Source organism: Salinadaptatus halalkaliphilus, assembly GCF_006543045.1.
Classification (GTDB): Archaea; Halobacteriota; Halobacteria; order Halobacteriales; family Natrialbaceae; genus Salinadaptatus; species Salinadaptatus halalkaliphilus.
This window is the reverse complement of record NZ_RBZW01000012.1, coordinates 157,528-174,857: the sequence shown is the minus strand read 5'-3', so window position 1 is coordinate 174,857 and position 17,330 is coordinate 157,528. Positions and strand designations below refer to the sequence as shown.

At 63.3% G+C, this 17,330-nt stretch carries 18 protein-coding genes and 1 pseudogene; 14 read left to right on the top strand and 5 right to left on the bottom strand.

The genetic code is table 11. The annotated features are described in order from the left end of the window. Positions 1 to 100 precede the first annotated feature (100 nt). The 10 genes and pseudogenes from tbsP (at position 101) to D8Y22_RS04370 (ending at position 9,506) form a co-directional block, all read left to right on the top strand. Positions 101 to 919, top strand: coding sequence for a transcriptional regulator TbsP (tbsP, locus tag D8Y22_RS04415; RefSeq protein ID WP_141463511.1), 819 nt, complete (start codon positions 101 to 103; stop codon positions 917 to 919). Positions 920 to 1,015: 96 nt separating this feature from the next. Beyond that, positions 1,016 to 1,717 (top strand): RNase P subunit p30 family protein, encoded by a 702-nt coding sequence (locus tag D8Y22_RS04410; RefSeq protein ID WP_141463510.1) that lies wholly within the window; start codon positions 1,016 to 1,018, stop codon positions 1,715 to 1,717. Further along, positions 1,701 to 2,351, top strand: a complete 651-nt coding sequence (locus D8Y22_RS04405; RefSeq protein WP_141463509.1) for a class I SAM-dependent methyltransferase — start codon at positions 1,701 to 1,703, stop codon at positions 2,349 to 2,351. The genes D8Y22_RS04410 and D8Y22_RS04405 overlap by 17 nt, the downstream gene beginning before the upstream one ends. After that, positions 2,348 to 2,933 (top strand): annotated as a pseudogene (locus D8Y22_RS04400) (Rpp14/Pop5 family protein). The gene D8Y22_RS04405 and the pseudogene D8Y22_RS04400 overlap by 4 nt, the downstream one beginning before the upstream one ends. Before the next feature lie 4 nt (positions 2,934 to 2,937). After that, positions 2,938 to 3,693, top strand: a complete 756-nt coding sequence (gene psmA, locus D8Y22_RS04395; protein ID WP_141463508.1) for an archaeal proteasome endopeptidase complex subunit alpha — start codon at positions 2,938 to 2,940, stop codon at positions 3,691 to 3,693. A gap of 167 nt (positions 3,694 to 3,860) precedes the next feature. Beyond that, positions 3,861 to 4,586, top strand: coding sequence for a ribosome assembly factor SBDS (locus D8Y22_RS04390; protein ID WP_141463507.1), 726 nt, complete (start codon positions 3,861 to 3,863; stop codon positions 4,584 to 4,586). 166 nt (positions 4,587 to 4,752) lie between these two features. After that, positions 4,753 to 6,396, top strand: coding sequence for a M48 family metalloprotease (locus D8Y22_RS04385; protein WP_141463506.1), 1,644 nt, complete (start codon positions 4,753 to 4,755; stop codon positions 6,394 to 6,396). A gap of 196 nt (positions 6,397 to 6,592) precedes the next feature. After that, positions 6,593 to 7,900, top strand: a complete 1,308-nt coding sequence (gene hflX, locus D8Y22_RS04380; RefSeq protein ID WP_141463505.1) for a GTPase HflX — start codon at positions 6,593 to 6,595, stop codon at positions 7,898 to 7,900. A 92-nt stretch (positions 7,901 to 7,992) separates the two neighbouring features. Then, complete coding sequence (locus D8Y22_RS04375; protein ID WP_141463504.1) at positions 7,993 to 9,150, top strand: thiolase family protein; 1,158 nt, start codon at positions 7,993 to 7,995, stop codon at positions 9,148 to 9,150. Then, on the top strand, positions 9,147 to 9,506 hold the full coding sequence (locus D8Y22_RS04370) for a nucleic acid-binding protein (RefSeq protein WP_141463503.1): 360 nt from the start codon (positions 9,147 to 9,149) through the stop codon (positions 9,504 to 9,506). The genes D8Y22_RS04375 and D8Y22_RS04370 overlap by 4 nt, the downstream gene beginning before the upstream one ends. 31 nt (positions 9,507 to 9,537) lie before the next feature. On the opposite strand, the gene D8Y22_RS04365 is transcribed toward D8Y22_RS04370, so the two are convergent. Continuing rightward, complete coding sequence (locus D8Y22_RS04365) at positions 9,538 to 10,275, bottom strand: DUF7547 family protein (protein ID WP_141463502.1); 738 nt, start codon at positions 10,273 to 10,275, stop codon at positions 9,538 to 9,540. A 167-nt stretch (positions 10,276 to 10,442) separates the two neighbouring features. On the opposite strand from D8Y22_RS04365, the gene D8Y22_RS04360 reads away from it, so the two are divergent. Together D8Y22_RS04360 and D8Y22_RS23100 are read left to right on the top strand one after the other, a co-directional pair. Continuing rightward, on the top strand, positions 10,443 to 11,087 hold the full coding sequence (locus D8Y22_RS04360; protein ID WP_141463501.1) for a DUF7504 family protein: 645 nt from the start codon (positions 10,443 to 10,445) through the stop codon (positions 11,085 to 11,087). Positions 11,088 to 11,238: 151 nt separating this feature from the next. Next, complete coding sequence (locus D8Y22_RS23100) at positions 11,239 to 11,367, top strand: hypothetical protein (RefSeq protein WP_281282372.1); 129 nt, start codon at positions 11,239 to 11,241, stop codon at positions 11,365 to 11,367. Between the two features lie 48 nt (positions 11,368 to 11,415). Here D8Y22_RS23100 and D8Y22_RS04355 read toward each other — a convergent pair whose 3' ends face one another. Both D8Y22_RS04355 and lysA read right to left on the bottom strand, forming a co-directional pair. Beyond that, positions 11,416 to 12,513, bottom strand: coding sequence for a M20 family metallopeptidase (locus tag D8Y22_RS04355; RefSeq protein WP_141463500.1), 1,098 nt, complete (start codon positions 12,511 to 12,513; stop codon positions 11,416 to 11,418). Next, positions 12,513 to 13,748 (bottom strand): diaminopimelate decarboxylase, encoded by a 1,236-nt coding sequence (gene lysA / locus D8Y22_RS04350; RefSeq protein ID WP_141463499.1) that lies wholly within the window; start codon positions 13,746 to 13,748, stop codon positions 12,513 to 12,515. The genes D8Y22_RS04355 and lysA overlap by 1 nt, the downstream gene beginning before the upstream one ends. 153 nt (positions 13,749 to 13,901) lie before the next feature. Between lysA and D8Y22_RS04345 the strand changes: the two genes are divergently transcribed. Beyond that, a complete protein-coding gene (locus tag D8Y22_RS04345) occupies positions 13,902 to 14,666 on the top strand; it encodes a heptaprenylglyceryl phosphate synthase (protein WP_141463498.1) in 765 nt (254 codons plus the stop codon). A gap of 46 nt (positions 14,667 to 14,712) precedes the next feature. Here D8Y22_RS04345 and D8Y22_RS04340 read toward each other — a convergent pair whose 3' ends face one another. Together D8Y22_RS04340 and D8Y22_RS04335 are read right to left on the bottom strand one after the other, a co-directional pair. Then, complete coding sequence (locus D8Y22_RS04340) at positions 14,713 to 15,117, bottom strand: TRAM domain-containing protein (protein WP_141463497.1); 405 nt, start codon at positions 15,115 to 15,117, stop codon at positions 14,713 to 14,715. 111 nt (positions 15,118 to 15,228) lie between these two features. Then, positions 15,229 to 16,992, bottom strand: coding sequence for a radical SAM protein (locus D8Y22_RS04335; RefSeq protein ID WP_141463496.1), 1,764 nt, complete (start codon positions 16,990 to 16,992; stop codon positions 15,229 to 15,231). Positions 16,993 to 17,157: 165 nt separating this feature from the next. Here D8Y22_RS04335 and D8Y22_RS22225 point away from each other — a divergent pair, with 165 nt between their 5' ends. After that, positions 17,158 to 17,316, top strand: a complete 159-nt coding sequence (locus tag D8Y22_RS22225) for a DUF7559 family protein (RefSeq protein WP_174811752.1) — start codon at positions 17,158 to 17,160, stop codon at positions 17,314 to 17,316. Positions 17,317 to 17,330 lie beyond the last annotated feature (14 nt).

The window sequence follows — 17,330 nt, the reverse complement described above, 5'->3', positions numbered from 1 at the left end:
TTGGGACAAAAATCACCGGTTCTCTCCCGAGAGAAGAACTTATGGTGTGAGAACGGCCACCAAAATTAAGTACAGCAACTGCGTTTACTTCTGTATAGACATGGCTTCGAATTTACTCAACCACCAGATTGATGATATCCTCGAGACAGTTCTCGAGGACGCAACCGGCGACGTGTACATGGTCAACCCGTCCCGGGCCGCAATCGAAGAGTTCGTCAGCGTTGCGACGGGCTTCGACGAATCGGTACCGTCGGTACGGATGCTCGCCGACGAGCGGACGCTCAAAGACGTAATGGACGACTTTATCGTCGCCTCGAACGCGGCCGACCTCATCGCCGAAGATGCACTTTCCCTGCGGACGATCGAGGAGGCTCCAGAAAACTCCTTGTTGCTCACCGAAGACCGCGTCGTCGCCGTCGTCCACGCCGGTGACCGCGTCGGTGGCCTCATCACCGACGACGAGAGCTTCGTCGAGGATACCTACGCCACCTACGCCGATCGCTGGGACGACGCCACCGAGTTCAACCTTCGGACCCCACCGATCACCGACGTCCGAGACACCCTCTCGGCGGAGATCAGCCCCGACGCCGAAGACGACTTCGCCGCCATCCTAAACTCCCTCGAGACCGCCCGTGGTGACGGCGACGGACTCGACGAAGTCACCATCTCGCTGCTGGTCGCAGCGAAGAACGAAGCGCTGCTGTACGACATCAGCAAGTGGGGCGAAGACGTCGGCATCGCCTCGAAAGCGACGTTCAGCCGCACGAAGACCAAACTCGAGGATATGGGCCTGATCGACACCGAGAAAGTCCCGATCGATGTCGGTCGACCGCGTCTCCGACTCAAGATCGGCGACGACCGCCTGCGCGAGGCAGACAACGGCCAGCTCGCGACCGTCGCTCAATCGATTCTCAACTAACTCTCTTTTCGACTGTGTTCCGGCGGGTTGACGACAGCGTCCCCATCAGCGACTCGTGACACAAACCCCAAGTTCCCACCGCGAGAGCACTCGAGTATGTACGAAGCCGTCCACGCCCAGCCCGACGGAGCGAGCACGGTCTCCAGATTCGCGGAGACGGCGGCCGAGTACGGGTTCGAGGGCGTGGTCGTGTGCAATCACTCGGGCGCTCGAGCCGAGTACGACGCCGCCGAAATCGCGGCGGAGTACGGGATCGATGTCGTTCGCGGCGTCGCGGTCCGGGCCGACGATCCCCAGCAGGCAAGCGGTGCGGTGGGGAACTACCGACCCGACGAGACGATCGTCGCCGTCGAGGGCGGGACCAACGCACTGAATCGCTTCGCCGTCGAGAACGAGAAAGTCGACGTCCTCGCGAATCCGATGGACGGTGGCGATGTCAATCACGTCCTCGCGAAAGCGGCCGCCGAGAACGGCGTTCGGTTCGAATTCAATCTCGCGGGCGTGCTCCGAACCCACGGCGGTCGGCGAGTGCGGACCATCCAGTCGCTTCGAAAGCTCGCCGAGATCGTCGACTACTACGACGCGCCGTACGTCGTCAGCGCCGATCCGGCGGCCCACCTCGAGCTTCGAGCCCCGCGAGAACTGCAGGCGGTGGGGGAGGCGATCGGGTTCTCGAGGACGTTCGTCGAGGACGGCCTTGCGGAGTGGGGACGGCTCGCAGAGCGAAATCGACGGGTCGACTCCGAGTCGTTCATTGAGCCGGGGATCGAACGGGGACGATATGAAAAAGAGTCTTGAGGAACACGCTACCCGCTTCGACGAGATCGCAAGCGAGTACGACGACGATGGCTCCGAGGAGTACCGCGCCTGCGCAAATCTGGTGATCGAACACGCCGCACCCGAGGACGACGATGTCGTCCTCGATCTCGGGGCCGGAACCGGGGCGATCGCGCTCGCACTCGCCCCCGACGCCGATCGCGTGGTCGGGCGAGATATCAGCGAAGGCATGCTCGAGCGAGCGCGGACGAAAGCCGCCGAGGCCGGACTCGACAACGTCGCGTTCGATCAGGGCCGATTTCGCGATCCAAATCACGCCGGCGAGGTCGATATCGTTACCTCGAACTTCGCGATGCATCACCTCTCGGACGGAGAAAAACGCGAGGCGATTTCGGTGATAGCCGGCCTCGAGCCCCGAAAATTCGTCCTCGGCGACGTGATGTTCTTCGGCGAGCCGGATCCGGCGGTACCGTTTTACTCGCCCGAGGTCGACGATCCGGCGACTGTCGGCACCCTCGCGGACGCGTTTACCGACGCTGGCTTTTCGTTGACCGCCGTCGAACGAGTACACGAACAGGTCGGCGTGCTCGTCGCCGAGCGAACGCCGAGCCACGGGCCGGATGGAGATGGCCCCGAAGCGACCGACGACGAATGAAACACCTCCCCAAACACCTCCAGCCACGGTGGCGATACCTCGCCGTCGGCCTCGAGACGTGGCCCGACGAGTCGATCGACAGGCGGGCGTTTCAACGGGAGTGTTGGTACGCGGGTCAGAACCTACTCGGGGATCCGGGGAGTGCTCGAGCCGATCTGCGAGTGTTGCGCTTCGAGTTCGCCGACGGTGCTGGCGAAGCGATCGTCAGGGCCCGTCGCGGCGAGACCGATCCGGCGCGAGCGGCACTGGCTTGCATCGACGAGATAGACGGTGCGTCGGTCGGCATCCACGTCCGGGGAATCAGCGGAACGATCCGCGCCGCCGAAGCGAAATTTCTCACGTCGTGAGTCTGCGAACTGGATCAGGCGGCTACTATGGGATTGTAAGTCTTGGGTGGTTTTGGCCCGCACACGAGCGTCGTGGTAAGAAAACTATTTAGGACGCCGCGGGCAAGTCACGGAAGAGAGAAACGTCGTGTTCGCGAACGAGGAGCGAGTCGCCGTCGTCCGTCAGCGGTCCGTAGACGTGCGACTCGAGGGAGTGTTCGTGGACGCGACAGACCTCGATTCCGATTTAGTGTGATACTATGCAGGGACAAGCCCAACAGCAGGCCTACGACCGCGGTATTACGATCTTCTCGCCCGACGGCCGACTCTATCAGGTCGAGTACGCTCGCGAGGCGGTCAAACGAGGCACAGCAAGCATCGGTGTTCGAACGAACGATGGCGTCGTCCTGGCCGTGGACAAGCGCGTCCCCTCCCCGCTGCTCGAGGACTCGAGCGTCGAGAAGATACACAAGGCCGACGACCACGTCGGCATCGCCAGCGCGGGCCACGTCGCCGACGCCCGCCAGCTGATCGACTTCGCGCGTCGCCAGGCGCAGGTCAATCACCTGCGCTACGGCGAACCGGTCGGGGTCGAGACGCTGACCAAGGAAGTCACCGATCACATCCAGCAGTACACGCAGGTCGGTGGCGCTCGCCCCTTCGGCGTCGCGCTGATCGTCGGCGGGATCGACAACGGCGAACCGCGTCTGTTCGAGACCGATCCCTCGGGAACGCCCTACGAGTGGAAAGCACTGGCCGTCGGCGCCGATCGAGGTGACCTCCAAGAGTACTTAGAGGAGAACTACGACGACGACGCCGATCTCGATGGCGGCATCGGCCTCGCACTCGATGCCCTCGCGTCGGTCAACGACGGCTCCTTGCTGCCGAGCGAAGTTGGTCTGGCGACCGTCGACGTCGAAACGGAAGCCTTCGAGCAGTTCGAACAAGACCGTATCGCCGATCACCTCGAGGAGAACGACCTCCTCGACGACGGCGAAGAAACCGACGACGAATAACGTAACCGAGTCGCTGTCGGGCGACTTTTCCGATTTCCGTCCGAGAGCCCCCGGCTTGGTATCTGTACTCGTGAAGCCACTCCCGTCGAACCGGCAAGAGCGGTCGTAGACCACGACCGGTCGCCGGCAGGAAAAGCTCTTTTAGGTGGCCGCGGGTACTCCCCGGTATGATATCACTTGAGGAGGCGGTGACGGCGCGACTCGAGTCACACGGCGCTCGGTTCGAAGTACTCGTCGACCCGGACGCGGCCCTCGAGATCAAACGCGACGAGTTCGAGGGGGACTTAGCGGATGTCATCGCCGCCGAAGACGTCTTCGAGGACGCCTCGCGCGGCGACCGGCCCGCCGAAAACGACCTCGAGACGGTCTTCGACACCACCGAGCCACTCGAGATCATCCCCGAAGTGATCAAAGACGGGGAGATCCAGATCACGGCCGATCAGCGCCGCGAGATGCAAGAACAAAAGCGCAAGCAGTTGATCGATACGATCACGCGCAACGCGGTCAATCCCCAGATGGACAACGCGCCCCATCCGCCCGAGCGCATCGAGAACGCCCTCGAGGAGGCCGGCTTCACCGTCGATCCGATGGAACCGGTCGAACAGCAGGTCGACGATGCACTCGACGATCTGCGGCCCGTGATTCCGATCCGGTTCGAGGAGGTGACCGTCGCGGTCCAGATCCCGGCCGAACACGCCGGCAGTGCGCAGGCGAAGATTCGAACCTTCGGCGACCTAGAGCGCGAGGAGTGGCAACCCGACGGCTCCTGGATCGGCGTGTTGACGTTCCCTGCGGGGATGCAAAACGACTTTTACGATACCGTCAACGAGCACACGAGCGGCAACGCCGAGACGGAGATCGTCAAGGATACGGACGATCTGAAGACGCGGTAGTCATCGGCCCACGACTCGAGTGCGACCACGGTGGCCGCTCGCTCGCAGCGATCAGTCGGTGACATCGACACCCACGTTCGCGTTGCGTACGTTTCGGCACTTCCCTACGTCGATCTATCGTCACGTTTCGCAATAATTTTCATCGGAGGGCGTGAATCAAACTCCGATGGGAGTCGCTGGAACTGCGATGGGGATTGGACTCGTCTGTGCGTTGCTCGTCGGACTGTACGTTCTTTCCCGGCTAGTCGGCGCCGGTATACGACGGACTGGCCGGACGGGACGGCGGATGGGGCGTCTCACGATGTATTCGCGCCTCGCACTGATTGGCATCGGCGTCTATTTCACCGTCGCGCTGTATTCGATGTTCGCACCGTTCGATTCGGCCGCCACCGGACTCGAGTTCGAACCGCTCCAACTCGGGACAGTACTCGGGACTGGATTCGGATTCGGTGTGGTCGTATTCGGGGTCGTCCTCGCTGTCCACCGAGCCATTGCGCCAACGATCAGAGACGTCATGGAGCGCCGGCATACGGTGCCGGCCCACTCCCGCAGACGCTACTGGGTGTCCGTCGCGGTCGTCTCGATCGGTGCGTCGATGGCGTTGATACTGGTGCTGACGACGCAACTGGCGGTATTCTGGTATCTCGTCGTGATCACGCCGATCGTCTATTGCTGGTTACTCCTTCGCCTTCCAGTGGTCTCTGGAGCCTGTCGGACTCGAGATCCCACGGTGCCGGAGCGGTCGCGCCTCGAGGGCTGTTTCGAGCGACTGGATCGGGAGTTACCGGGAATCATCGTCTTCGACGACGAAGCGGAAGACCTCGCCGCCAAGCTCGTCGGCACGAACGCGGTTCGGACGCTCTACGTCCAGGCATCGTTGCTTGCAGACACGACCGATGACGAGCTCGCTGCGGTGATAGCCGCGGAAGCCGAAAAGAATCGTCGGTACTTTTACCAGCGGTACGTGCTCGTCTATCTCGCGTGGTGTGCGTGTCTGGTGACGATGGTCGTTATCGTCGCCCAGGTGATCACCGTCCTGGCGCTGAACGGCGACCCCGACACCCCGCTCGCGTGGGTCGCCCTCGCGGGTGTATCGATCGTTAGCATGTTCGGTGGAAACCGGCTCGTGAGACGGACGATCTATCCCGCCGACCGCGCTGCGACGTCGGTAGTCGACCCCGACGTCGTCCGACGCGTCTACGATCGGTATGCGGAGACGATCACCGTCGTCGATCAGGAACAGACCCGGGAAGACCCCAACCGAAAACTCGCTGTCGAACCCCCGATGGCGGATCGCATTCGCCGAATCGAACGCGAACACGACCTCGAGCCGATGGAATTGAGCCACGTCGCTGACGAACGAACCGAGGGGGACTCGGTCGACAGGGATTCGGGATGGCACACCTCGACTCGCGTCGCGATCGGTCGACGCCTCGCCGCGATGGACGCGACGGCGTTTGCACAGTTCGTCGCGACGTTTCGGTCGGAGTGGGGACGAGCGTGTACCGTAACCGAGGCGGCCGAGGACTGGATCGACGTCGTCGCGACCAGAGAGGATGGGACACACGAGCTGCTTCGGACGGTCCATCGGCCGTCTGACGAGCCGGTAACGGCCGACGAACTCACGTCCGAACGCGGCCGCATTGAGTGTGACACCACGGTCGAGACGGTTCTGGTCATCACGACCGGTCGTATCGACGAGTCGGTCGAGGCGTTGCCGTCCGATCCCACGGTGGTCGACGGACAGCGACTCGTCGAACTGATCGAAGACGCCGACCTCGAGGACGAACTCGCGGCGACACCGGCGTGAGCAACGGTCCGACGCGAGCGATCCGAGCACGGGATTCAAGACGATCGGTCGCGTACGACCGATCATGACCGTCGACTGCCCAACGGAGGTGTTCGACCGGCATCCTTAGTGTAGTGGGGGCCCCGCGAACCTCGCTATCCCGACCGCGGCGCTCGAGCGAGTTCGACCGACCCACGCTGCACGCCCAGTTACCACTATGAACGCGCTCATCGCCAAACGCGTCGATTCGGGAACGCCTGATACGACTGAGATCACGGAGCTGGCCGAAGCAGCGGGGTATACCGTCGTCGGCGAGATCACTCAGTCTAGACGCGCCGATCCGGCCCTGCAGTTCGGCGAAGGGAAGGCCGAACAACTCGCCCAACGAGCCGTCCAGACGGAGGCGACGACGGTCATCTTCGACAACCGACTCGGGCCATACCAGACGTACAACCTCGGCCAGCTCCTCCCAGAAGGCGTCGAGGTGATCGACCGATTTACGCTGATCCTCGAGATCTTCGGCCAGCGCGCCCAGACCCGGAAAGCACAGCTCCAGGTCGAACTCGCGGAACTGCGCTACGAACTGCCCCGCGCCGAGGCCAAGACGAGCCTCGCGAAACGCGAGGAGCATCCCGGGTTCATGGGGCTCGGCGAGTACGACGAGAGCCGCGAGCAGGACATCAAAGACCAGATCAGCCGGATCAACGACGAACTCGACCAGATCGAACAGACCGAACAACACCGTCGGGAGCGCCGGCGGGACTCGGGGTTCGATCTGGTCGCGCTGGCGGGCTATACGAACGCCGGCAAGTCGACGCTGCTGCGGCGGCTCTCGAGCGACCTCGATGTCGACGAGAACGAGGATCTCCACCCCGATCTCGATTCGACGGCCGAATCCCAGGACAAGCTCTTTACCACGCTTGGCACGACGACCCGTCGGGCCGCGATCGAGCCACGCGATGTCTTGGTGACCGACACCGTCGGGTTCATCAGCGACCTGCCCCACTGGCTGGTCGAGTCGTTCAAGTCGACGCTCGATTCGGTCTATCGAGCCGACCTCGTCTTGCTCGTCGTCGACGTCAGCGAGGAGATCGACGAGATCCACGAGAAGCTCGTCACCTGTCACGACACACTCTACGAGCGCAACGAGGCGCCGATCGTCACGGTGTTGAACAAGGTCGACAAAGTCGACGACGCCGAACTCGTCGACAAACAGGAGGCGCTGTCGGCACTCGCACCGAATCCGGTCACCGTCAGCGCGCGCCAGGGAACGAACGTCGACGCCTTGCTCGAGCGTATCGACGCCGAACTCCCCGACTGGGAAGACGAGCGACTCGTGCTCCCGATGACCGACGAAACGATGAGTCTGGTCTCGTGGATCCACGACAACGCGGACGTCGAGGACGTCACCTACGGCGACGACGACGTACTCGTCTCCTTCGAGGCCCGCCCCGCGGTCATCTCGCAGGCACGCACACGTGCCAGCGAGTTGGCGACGATGGCAGCCGAGTCGCCGTCGGACTGATCGCGGTCGGAGCTGGGTTCCGGTGGCGCGACGGGTGGCAATCGCCGCTTCGATCCCCACGTTATAAACCGATTAGCCGAGTTTGGTTAGCTATGGAACGTGTCGCAGTAATCGGCGCATCGATGACCCAGTTCGGGCAACGCGAGGACGAGTGGATCCTCGATCTGCTCGCGGAAGCCGGACTCGAGTGTCTCGAGGACGCGGGTGTCGACGCGACAGATGTCGAGCACCTGTACGTCTCGAACATGGCCAGTGGCGAGTTCGAAGGACAGACCGGCGTGATGAATGCGCTGGCCCAGGACATCGACGCGGTGCCGGCCTACACGCAGCGAATCGATCAAACGAGTTCCAGTGGCGGGGCGGGGATCTACGCCGCCTGGCAGTCGGTCGCAAGCGGCGCGAGCGAAATGACGCTGCTGGTCGGCGGCGAGAAGATGACTCACAAGACGACCGGCGAATCGACCGACGTCATCGCGTCGCTAACCCACCCCGTCGAGTACAAAACCGGCGTCACGCTGCCTTCCTTCGCCGGGCTGACCGCTCGTCACTACCTCGAGCGATTCGACGCGCCCCGTGAGAGTCTGGCGAAAGTCGCGGTCAAGAACCACGAAAACGGCGTCGACAACCCCCACGCCCAGTTTCGAAAAGAGATCGACGAGGAGACCGCCCTCGAGTCGCCGATCGTGGCCGATCCGCTGCGACTGTACGACTTCTGCCCGATCACGGACGGCTCTGCGGCGCTCATGCTCTGTCCCGAGTCCGTCGCCCAGGAGTACACCGACGATTACGCTCTCATCACGGGTATCGATGGGGCAACCGATACCCACGTCGTCCACGAGCGGGAGGACCCGACCGTCATGGGCGGTGTCGTCGAAAGCGGTAAGGGTGCTTACGAGATGAGCGGCCTCGGGCCCGACGATATCGACGTCGCTGAGCTCCACGATATGTTCACGATCCTCGAGTTTCTCCAGATGGAGGGACTCGGCTTCGCCGAACAGGGCGAGGCCTGGAAACTGGTCGCGGAGGGATACACCGAGACGGACGGCGAGTTGCCGATCAACACCTCCGGTGGACTCAAATCGAAGGGGCATCCACTCGGCGCGAGTGGCGTTGCCCAGGGCGTCGAGATTTACGAGCAACTCGTCGGCGAAGCCGGCCCGCGACAGGTCGAGGCCGAGACGGGACTGTGCTGTAACGTCGGTGGCTTTGGCAACTGCGTCATTACCACGATTATGGAGGCTGCACGATGACCATGGAAGCGACCCGCTACGCGGACGGATCGATCAGCTATCCCGGCCATCCCCGCGGTCCGGGTGGATCTGAGCCCGTCGAGACGATCGACCTGAGCGAGTACACCGCTGAGGTCGTCACCTGGACGACGTCGATGGCGACACCACCCGGCGTTCGCGAACCCAACACGCTCGCGATCGTCGAGTTCACCGTCGACGGAGAGTCGGTGCGGGCGATCGGTCAGATGACGACCGACGATGTCGAAACGGGCGACGAGATCGAACCAGTCCACGTCGACGAACTCCGCGAACCCGGGGCCGGTATCCGCGAGCCCGCCAGTCAAGACTGGGACGGCTACCGATTCGAACCGATCTAAAGCGACACAGCCGTCGAATCGCTCGAGAACACTAGTCGTTCGTATCGTCGTCCGGCCCCGTATCGTCGGCGTCGGTTCCGTCGCCGTTCTCAGCAGTGTCGCCATCGTCAGCGTTCGTTCCCTCGTCCTCGAAGGGGTCCTCCTCGTCTTCGCCAGTTTCGTAGCGATCTTTCAGCGTCTCGAGTTCGGCGTCGACGTCGACCGCCGAGTTCGGTTCGTCGTCGTCATCCGCTGGGTCTGCCTCGCTGTCCGGCGTGCCGTCGTCGATATCGATCGTCGTTCCCGCTGGTGGCTCGTCGGTTTCCGGGTCAGCCGTCCCGGACCGGAGCCGTTGGTCCACTTCGTCTCGAAGCTCACGCGCGTCGGTCAACAGATCGCGAGCCTGTTCGTCGGCCGGTAACGATCCCTCCGAGGCGGCGCGCTGTAGTTCGGCGAGTACGGTATCGAGCTGTGAGAGCGTCGTTCGCCGCAGTTCGTTCGCCCGGTCGCTCGTCGTCGCCACGGTGTCGGTTGTCCGCTCTCTGACCTCGCGTTCGGTCCGCATCAGTTCGAGACTGCGCTGAAACGCCTCGAGAGCGCGCACGCTCGAGTTGAGGACGGCGATCGTCGCGGGGATCGCGACCTCGTCGGCGAATCCGAGGACCTCCCGGGGCGTCGGGGGACGAATCGGCGGCCGTCGCTGGCGTGGCTCGAGTTGGTCGCCGAGGTCGTCGATCGTCCGTGTGAGTTCTCGCACGGCCTCGACGAGGTCGTCGTCGTGGTCGGCCATACGCGTCCTACGGGGTCCGGAACGAAAAGGTGGGCGGTTGACGGTCGGCCACTGGAAGACCTCATACGGCTTTCCATGGTCAGTATCGAAACGCAGTTGTCAACGGTGTTTTTACCCCATATTGAAGCCACAATATTTATTCTAATCGAATTTGTTTCTTGGGATAGATGGATCGCGAGTTAGGGGCTGGGGGAGCAGAACGTGTCGCTCACACGCTCGATACGCTCAAACGAACGGGGAGCAACATCCTTCTCGTTGGACCACCGACACAGAATGTCCATACAATGGCCTGTCATCGGTTGTGTGGCGATCAGTCGTCCGGATCACGATATCACCTCTTTGTTACGGACGATCCGGATGCGATTCCGGCCGGACACGGCTCCCTCGAGACGACGCGGACGATCGAATACCCGGGATCGGCGACGGCCGACACTGCGTCGACTCAACGCGACGATCAGTCGACCCTCGAGTCGTTGGGTCTCGAGATCAGCGAAGCGATCGACGACTTCGATACCGCGTCGGACGGACTCGAGCCCTCGCAGCTCCGGCTGTGTGTTGGTTCGTTGGCGACGCTGTTGCAAGACCACGACACCGAAGCCGTGTTTCGACTGGTACACGTCCTCACCTCGCGGATCGACCACGTCGATGGGATGGGCCACTATCACTTACCCGTCAGCCGCGACCACGATGCCGTCGCGTTGCTCGAGCCGCTGTTCGATGCGACCGTCGAACTACGAACTCGCGACGAGACCTACGAGCAACGCTGGGAGCTGCGTGGCGAGGACGTCCAGACGGATTGGGTCCAGTTCTAGCGGGGTGTCAGCACTGTTTGCCTCCGGCGCTTCGACCGCCGTCATGGAAAATTGTCCTGTATTTTCGATTTATACTCATTATATGGTCGAATGAGTTCTAATTTACTTCGAGGAAAGGAATATATGGGCCTATTCTGGATATAGATCCACAATGATGAAATCTCTTTCCCGCGTCCGTCAACGCGTCTGTTCGCACGACTACGAGTTGCTCTGGCGCGAGGTCCACGGCGACATGAAGACGTTCGAGTGTACCCGGTGTGGACAACGGCTCGAGGAGTGATCGTCGTTTCGAGGCGAGGCACCTGCCGAGACACGACGAGCGATCGACTTATCCGACGAGTTTCTCGAGCGTGGCGGTTACGGACTCGGCGGCCGTCTCGATCGCCGACAGGTGGACGTACTCGCGTTCGGCGTGAGCGACGGCGCCCTCGTCGTCGGCGAGGACGCCCGGTCCGAAGACGACAGTCGGCACATCCGTCGCGAAAAAGCCGGCTTCGGTCGCCGCGCCGAACGGACGGACTTCGCCGGCCGTCTCGGCCGCGAGCGTCCGAACGAGCTGGGCGTTCTCGTCGGTGACGAACGGCTTCGGAAACGGCGTATCGGGTCGAATAAGATCGACTGCGACCTCGAGGTCGTCGTCGAGTCGCGTCTCGAGATACGACTGCAGATCGGCCCGGAACGACTCACTCGTCTCCGGCGGGACGCTTCGTCGGTCGAACGTGAGTCGACACTGCTCGGGAACCCGATTCGGCGCCTCGCCGCCCTCGAGCATCGACGGCGTCAGTTTCGGTGCGCCCAGAACGGAGTCCACGCCGGGCCCGGCCTCGCCGTCGTACGTTCCCAGCGCTTCGAGGACGGACTCGAGGCCGAAGACGGCGTTTCGCTCGGCTGGCACGCTCGCGGCGTGACCGCTCTCGCCGGTGATCGTGATGGTTCCTTCACACTGACCGCGAGCGGCGATACAGACGTCGCGATCGGTCGGTTCGCCGACGATGAAGCCGTCGGCTGCTGGCGCCAGCGTTTCCTGCAGTCCCGCCGCGCCGGTCATCAGGGTCTCTTCGTCGGGCGTGATCGCGAGCGTCACCGTTCCCTCGGTCGGCTCGACGCGCAGAAACGCCGCGAGCAGCGCGGCGAGTGGCCCTTTCGCGTCGCAGGCACCGCGCCCGCGAACGGCGTCGCCGTCGCGCTCGTAGGGGACGTGCGGTGCGACGGTGTCGATGTGGGTGTTCAGGACGATGTGCGGGCCGTCGGGCTCTCGCCCACCGCTCCCGCCGCGGGCCGCCAGCACGTTTCCGAAATCGTCGATCTCCGGCTCGAGGCCGGCGTCCTCGAGCGTTTCGACCAGCAGTTCGCGCATTTCGGTCACGTCCTCGTGGGAAGGCGTCGAAACGGCGTCGGCGTGGAACTGTGCGATATCGAACGTCATTACTGTTCCAGTCGGGTCACGTCCTCGAGCGTCTCCCGTCGTCGCGCGACGCGGGCATCGTCGCCCTCGAGGGCGACCTCGGCTGGTTTGGGCTGGGAGTGGAACTGGTTTGCCAGTTCGTAGCCGTAGGAGCCGGCGTTGCCGATGGCGAGGATGTCGCTGCGCTCCGGGCGGGCTATCGGGCGGTCGTGGGCGAAGACGTCGGCGCTGGTACAGACCGGACCGCCGACGGTCATCGGCTCGGCGTCGCGGTCGGGTGCCGTGACGTTCAGCATCGGGTGGTAGGAGCCGAACATCGCCGGTCGGATCAGCGTCGAGAGGCTGGCGTCGACGCCGACGACGGTCGTATCGGGAGCTTTCTTGATGGTGTTGACCTCGGTCAAGATTAGCCCCGCGTCGGCGACGACGTAGCGGCCGGGCTCGAGTTTCAGTTGTGCGTCGAGGTCCCCGATGGCCTCGCGAACCATATCCGACGTTTTCTCGAGATCCAGGGGTGGTTCGTCCTCGCGGTAGGGGACGCCGTAGCCGCCGCCGACATCGACGAACTCGAGGTCGTCGTCGCCGACCCGGCGAGCCATGTCGCCGACGCGTTCGATCGCGCGGCAGTGGTCCTCGAGGTCGTCGGTCAGGACGCCGCTGCCGGCGTGGGCGTGGAGTCCGACGAGATCGAACGCTTCGCGTACACGGTTGGCGACCGCGGGAACGCGCTTGTACGGAATACCGAACTTCGCGTCGGCGCCGGTCGCGACCTTCTCGTGGTGGCCCGTGCCGATACCGGGATTGATCCGAATAGCGATCCGGCCGTTGTAGCCGCGTTCGGCCAGTCGCTCGAGCGTATCGGTCGCGCCGATGGTGATCGTCAGGCCAGGGTTCTCCGCGCCGAGTTCCGCCGCGTAGTCGAGGTCGTGGTCCGGCGGGTTTACGGCGGTATACTGCAGTTCGTTGGGGTCCGCGCCGGCGTCGATCGACCGCTGGAGTTCGCCCCAGGCCGCACACTCGATCGTTCCGCCCGCCTCGAGGACGGCCTCGAGTACCGCCTTTCCGGTGTGGGCTTTCGCGGCGTACATGACGTCGGCGTCGGGAAACGCGCTCGAGAAGCGCGTGTAGTTCGCCGTCACGCGATCGAGGTCGATCACGTACAGGGGCGTCTCGTGTGTTGCCGCGAGCGACTCGAGACGGTCGCGATTCCAGTCGTCTAGTCGGCGTACGGCCGGCGAGTCCGCGGGGTTGGTCATTGTCACCTGCAAGTAACCGCGAGGATTCAAGGGTTTGGGTTCGTCGATGCCGACTCGCCCCCACCGACGCGGTACCGACGCGACGGGTCGCGTCGTGTTCGGAAGCGAACACGATACCGATAGGAAGTTGAGACCGCTGTGCGAAGCATCGGTATGGACATCGACTGGGACGGCGTGACACATGTGACGAAAGTCGATCCGGTCAAAGCCCTCCCGTCGGGTCTCTCGATGCTCGAGGCGACCGATCTGGTCGTCGTCGGTGGCTCTGACGGGGTCACCGAATCGAACACGCTGGAGACGATTCGATCGCTCGAGGACGCCTGTCCGGCGACGCCAATCCTGCAGGAGCCCTACAGTTCGGCCCACGTCTCGAAGACGACTATCGAGCGCGTAGATGGGGTCGCCGTACCGGCGGTCTACAACGGCGATCGAACGCACTTCGTCGGTAAACAGGTCGATCTGTTCGCCGAAATCGGACGCCAACCCGATGCGTTGCTGGGCTCGAGTCTCCCGGTCGTCGGCGACTATCTCGCGTCGAAAGGCGAGGAAGTCGTCACGCAACTCACGTCGAAACTCGTCGGCGAGGGTTACGTCGTCCAACACGTCGACGCCACAGCGGCGTCGGTCGCCGGCGTCGAGACCGCGTACTCGCCCAAACAGGTCGCTGGTGCAGCGCTCGCGACCGAGACGTTCTACGGATTTCCGATCTTTTACATCGAGTATTCCGGGACCTACGGCGGGCCCGACGATGTCGAAGCCGCCGCTCGGTATCTCGAGGAAACGACGTTATTCTATGGCGGCGGAATCGATAGTCAGGCAAAAGCGACGGAGATTCTCGCGGCCGGCGCTGACGCGATCGTCGTCGGTGACTGCTTTCACGACGATCCCGACCGGTTTCGAGAGACGATCCCCCGGTGATCGTCCCGTCACAGTCGGGGCACAACCGAGGAGTGGTGACTCCTCGTTAGAACGTCTCTTCGATGATTTCGCCGACGGCGAAGTTCGATTTGACTTCGGTGACTTCGATCTTGACGCGATCGCCGACGTCGGCACCCGGAACGATGATGACGTAGCCGCGTTCGACGCGGGCAATTCCATCGCCTTGTTTGCCGATATCTTCGATTTCGACGTAGCGTGTTTCGCCGACGTCGACCGGTGGCTGTGGCTCCGACGGCGCACTCTGGGGCTGTTCTGCTGACTCGCCCTCTGTTGTCGCTTCCGCACGCGAGATGAGCGCGACGCGATAGACCTCCTCCGGATCGATGTCGCCGGTCTCGACTTCCTGTCGTGGTACTTCGATGACGTATCGATCCTCCTCTGTCGACACTTCCGTACTGAACAGACACAGGAGTTTTTCAGATATTTCCACAGGTAGACCCTCGCGTCCTTCTCGTTGGCCCTGCATAATAGAACTACCGACCGAGCGTACACAATTAACCGGGTCGGCGACCGAGTCACGCCTCGAGAGACGATCGGCCGGTCAGTCCGCTCGCTCGAGCGACCGCGCCCGCATGAACGTCGACAGATCGGCCTCGAGGTCGTCCTCGAGCGTTCCCTCGAGACGATCGAGTGAGTCGTAGGGTCGGTTGACGACGATGTCGCCGGCCGTGCGGTCGCCGACGCCGGGGATCGCGGTTAGTTCGTCCATCGAGGCCTCGTTGACATCGAGCGGTGACGGGACGCCGGTGATCGATCGGTAGCCGTGGTCGACGACGGCCACGTCGATCGTCCGCCCGAGTTCGCGCTCGCCGGGGATGCCGACGAGCAACGGATACGTTCCGAGTTGCCGGCCGAACGTCCGACCGTCCTGGTGATACTCGAGGTGAACGTCGGGGAGGACGGTTCCCGTCGGGGCCACCCGTTGGAGCATCGGGTTGTCTATCTCCTCGCGGACCTGGCGTTTGTAGCGTTTGAAGAGGCTTTTGTGTTCGTTCGCGATTTCGGCGCCGGTGTCGGCCATCTCGGTGCCGTCGAAGGCCATCACCTGCCGGATATTGACTCGCCGGAGCATGTAGCCGTCGTCGTAAACTCGCTTGAGGAACTCGAGGTTGCGCTCGTACGTCTCCTCGCGTTCACCCTTGAGCCCGTGGAGCAGGTTGATTCCGGGCAGGAGTTTCGGCAAGCGCGGCTGGTCCTCGCTCGCGCTGTCGCCAGCCTCACTTTCCGGTGCGTCCGACCGCGGATCGTTCGGCCCGCCCGGCCGCCAGCCCGCTTCCTCGTTGACGATCCGAACGGCTTCGAAACACTCCTCGGCGGTGACGTTTAAGTTGTTCTCTTCCTGAACGATCGGATCCGCGGACTCGAGGCCGAACGCGGCCGTATCACCGGGCGTATTGTGTTCGGCGATGATCCGGATTCCCTCGCGACTGGCCTCGGGCCACTCCACGATGGTGATCGGATTCATATTGTCCAGATGCAGGGTCTCGAGGCCGGGTGCGACCTCGCGGATGCCGCTGTAGAGTTGGCGGAGGGCGTCGGGGTTGGGCGCCTCGCCGTCACCGCCGTAGGCGAGGATGTCGGCCTGGCGGCCGATCCGGAAGTGGGAGACGCCGTAGTCGGCCAGCGTGCCGACTTCGCCGACGACCGACGGCGGCGGCCGGAACTCGGGGTTGCCATAGAGCGGTTCCGTACAGAACGAACACCGATAGGCACAGCCCCGCGAGGTCTCGAGTTCGGCGATGAGATGATCGGGATGATTCGGATGCTGTTCGACGATAAACGCACCCTCGCGGGCCCAGCGAGTCACCTCGTCGATGTCTCGCATCCGGTTGTTGAAGCCCTCGAGGCCGCTTGTGACGAGGTCGTAGACGGCGGCCTCGATGTCGCCTTTGGCGACGAAGTCGAAGTCCAGGTCCTGGCGTTCGGTCTCGGTCGCACCGGCGTTTTCCTCGCCGACGCCGAACTTGACGGGGCCGCCCATCAGGCTCGTTCCGCTTGCGGTCCAGGCCAGTTTGCGGACCTCGTCGGGTTCGGCCGGCGTCCCGCCGACGTACTTTCCGGGGACGGTCATTCCGCCGATGTAGACCATCAGATCGGCCTCGTCGACGTCGCGCCAGCGATCGGGCTCGTCGCGCAGTCCGTCGATCGTGTGGTACGTGATTCGCTCGCGGGGAACCCCCGCGTCGACGAGTGCCCCGGCCGTATAGCGGGGGTACGTCGAGACGTACGGTGGTACCCCGAAGTGGGCTGGCTCGTCGACGTAGCCGTCGACGATCGTCACCGACAGCGTTTCGGGGTCGGTCATAGCGCCAGGTAACCCCTCGAGGCCTAAAACGGTGACTACCCGCGATCGTTGGCGTGGTTGGACCGCGTAGCAAGAACCACCGTGTAGCAATCCCTCGAGCGGGACGGATCTACAGCGGGTGATCGACTCCGAGGGTTGATGGTCCATGCGACCGTGGACCCATCTATGCCACCGACTGAGGAACTGGTCTGTACCGACGACGACTGTTTTCTCGACCTGTTCGAGAATCATTACACCTACGACGTTCCCGAGGAGCTGACCGTCTCGGATCTCTCGTGTCCGGTCTGTGGTGGGACCGACTGCCTCAAGCCGGTCGAACTGTAGGCGTTCGCAGTTGT

Excerpts from the sequence above, each read along its gene's own strand:
- tbsP (WP_141463511.1), top strand. The coding sequence starts at position 101 with ATGGCTTCGAATTTACTCAACCACCAGATTGATGATATCCTCGAGACA.
- D8Y22_RS04410 (WP_141463510.1), top strand. The coding sequence starts at position 1,016 with ATGTACGAAGCCGTCCACGCCCAGCCCGACGGAGCGAGCACGGTCTCC.
- D8Y22_RS04405 (WP_141463509.1), top strand. The coding sequence starts at position 1,701 with ATGAAAAAGAGTCTTGAGGAACACGCTACCCGCTTCGACGAGATCGCA.
- psmA (WP_141463508.1), top strand. The coding sequence starts at position 2,938 with ATGCAGGGACAAGCCCAACAGCAGGCCTACGACCGCGGTATTACGATC.
- D8Y22_RS04390 (WP_141463507.1), top strand. The coding sequence starts at position 3,861 with ATGATATCACTTGAGGAGGCGGTGACGGCGCGACTCGAGTCACACGGC.
- D8Y22_RS04385 (WP_141463506.1), top strand. The coding sequence starts at position 4,753 with ATGGGAGTCGCTGGAACTGCGATGGGGATTGGACTCGTCTGTGCGTTG.
- hflX (WP_141463505.1), top strand. The coding sequence starts at position 6,593 with ATGAACGCGCTCATCGCCAAACGCGTCGATTCGGGAACGCCTGATACG.
- D8Y22_RS04375 (WP_141463504.1), top strand. The coding sequence starts at position 7,993 with ATGGAACGTGTCGCAGTAATCGGCGCATCGATGACCCAGTTCGGGCAA.
- D8Y22_RS04370 (WP_141463503.1), top strand. The coding sequence starts at position 9,147 with ATGACCATGGAAGCGACCCGCTACGCGGACGGATCGATCAGCTATCCC.
- D8Y22_RS04365 (WP_141463502.1), bottom strand. The coding sequence starts at position 10,275 with ATGGCCGACCACGACGACGACCTCGTCGAGGCCGTGCGAGAACTCACA.
- D8Y22_RS04360 (WP_141463501.1), top strand. The coding sequence starts at position 10,443 with ATGGATCGCGAGTTAGGGGCTGGGGGAGCAGAACGTGTCGCTCACACG.
- D8Y22_RS23100 (WP_281282372.1), top strand. The coding sequence starts at position 11,239 with ATGATGAAATCTCTTTCCCGCGTCCGTCAACGCGTCTGTTCGCACGAC.
- D8Y22_RS04355 (WP_141463500.1), bottom strand. The coding sequence starts at position 12,513 with ATGACGTTCGATATCGCACAGTTCCACGCCGACGCCGTTTCGACGCCT.
- lysA (WP_141463499.1), bottom strand. The coding sequence starts at position 13,748 with ATGACCAACCCCGCGGACTCGCCGGCCGTACGCCGACTAGACGACTGG.
- D8Y22_RS04345 (WP_141463498.1), top strand. The coding sequence starts at position 13,902 with ATGGACATCGACTGGGACGGCGTGACACATGTGACGAAAGTCGATCCG.
- D8Y22_RS04335 (WP_141463496.1), bottom strand. The coding sequence starts at position 16,992 with ATGACCGACCCCGAAACGCTGTCGGTGACGATCGTCGACGGCTACGTC.
- D8Y22_RS22225 (WP_174811752.1), top strand. The coding sequence starts at position 17,158 with ATGCCACCGACTGAGGAACTGGTCTGTACCGACGACGACTGTTTTCTC.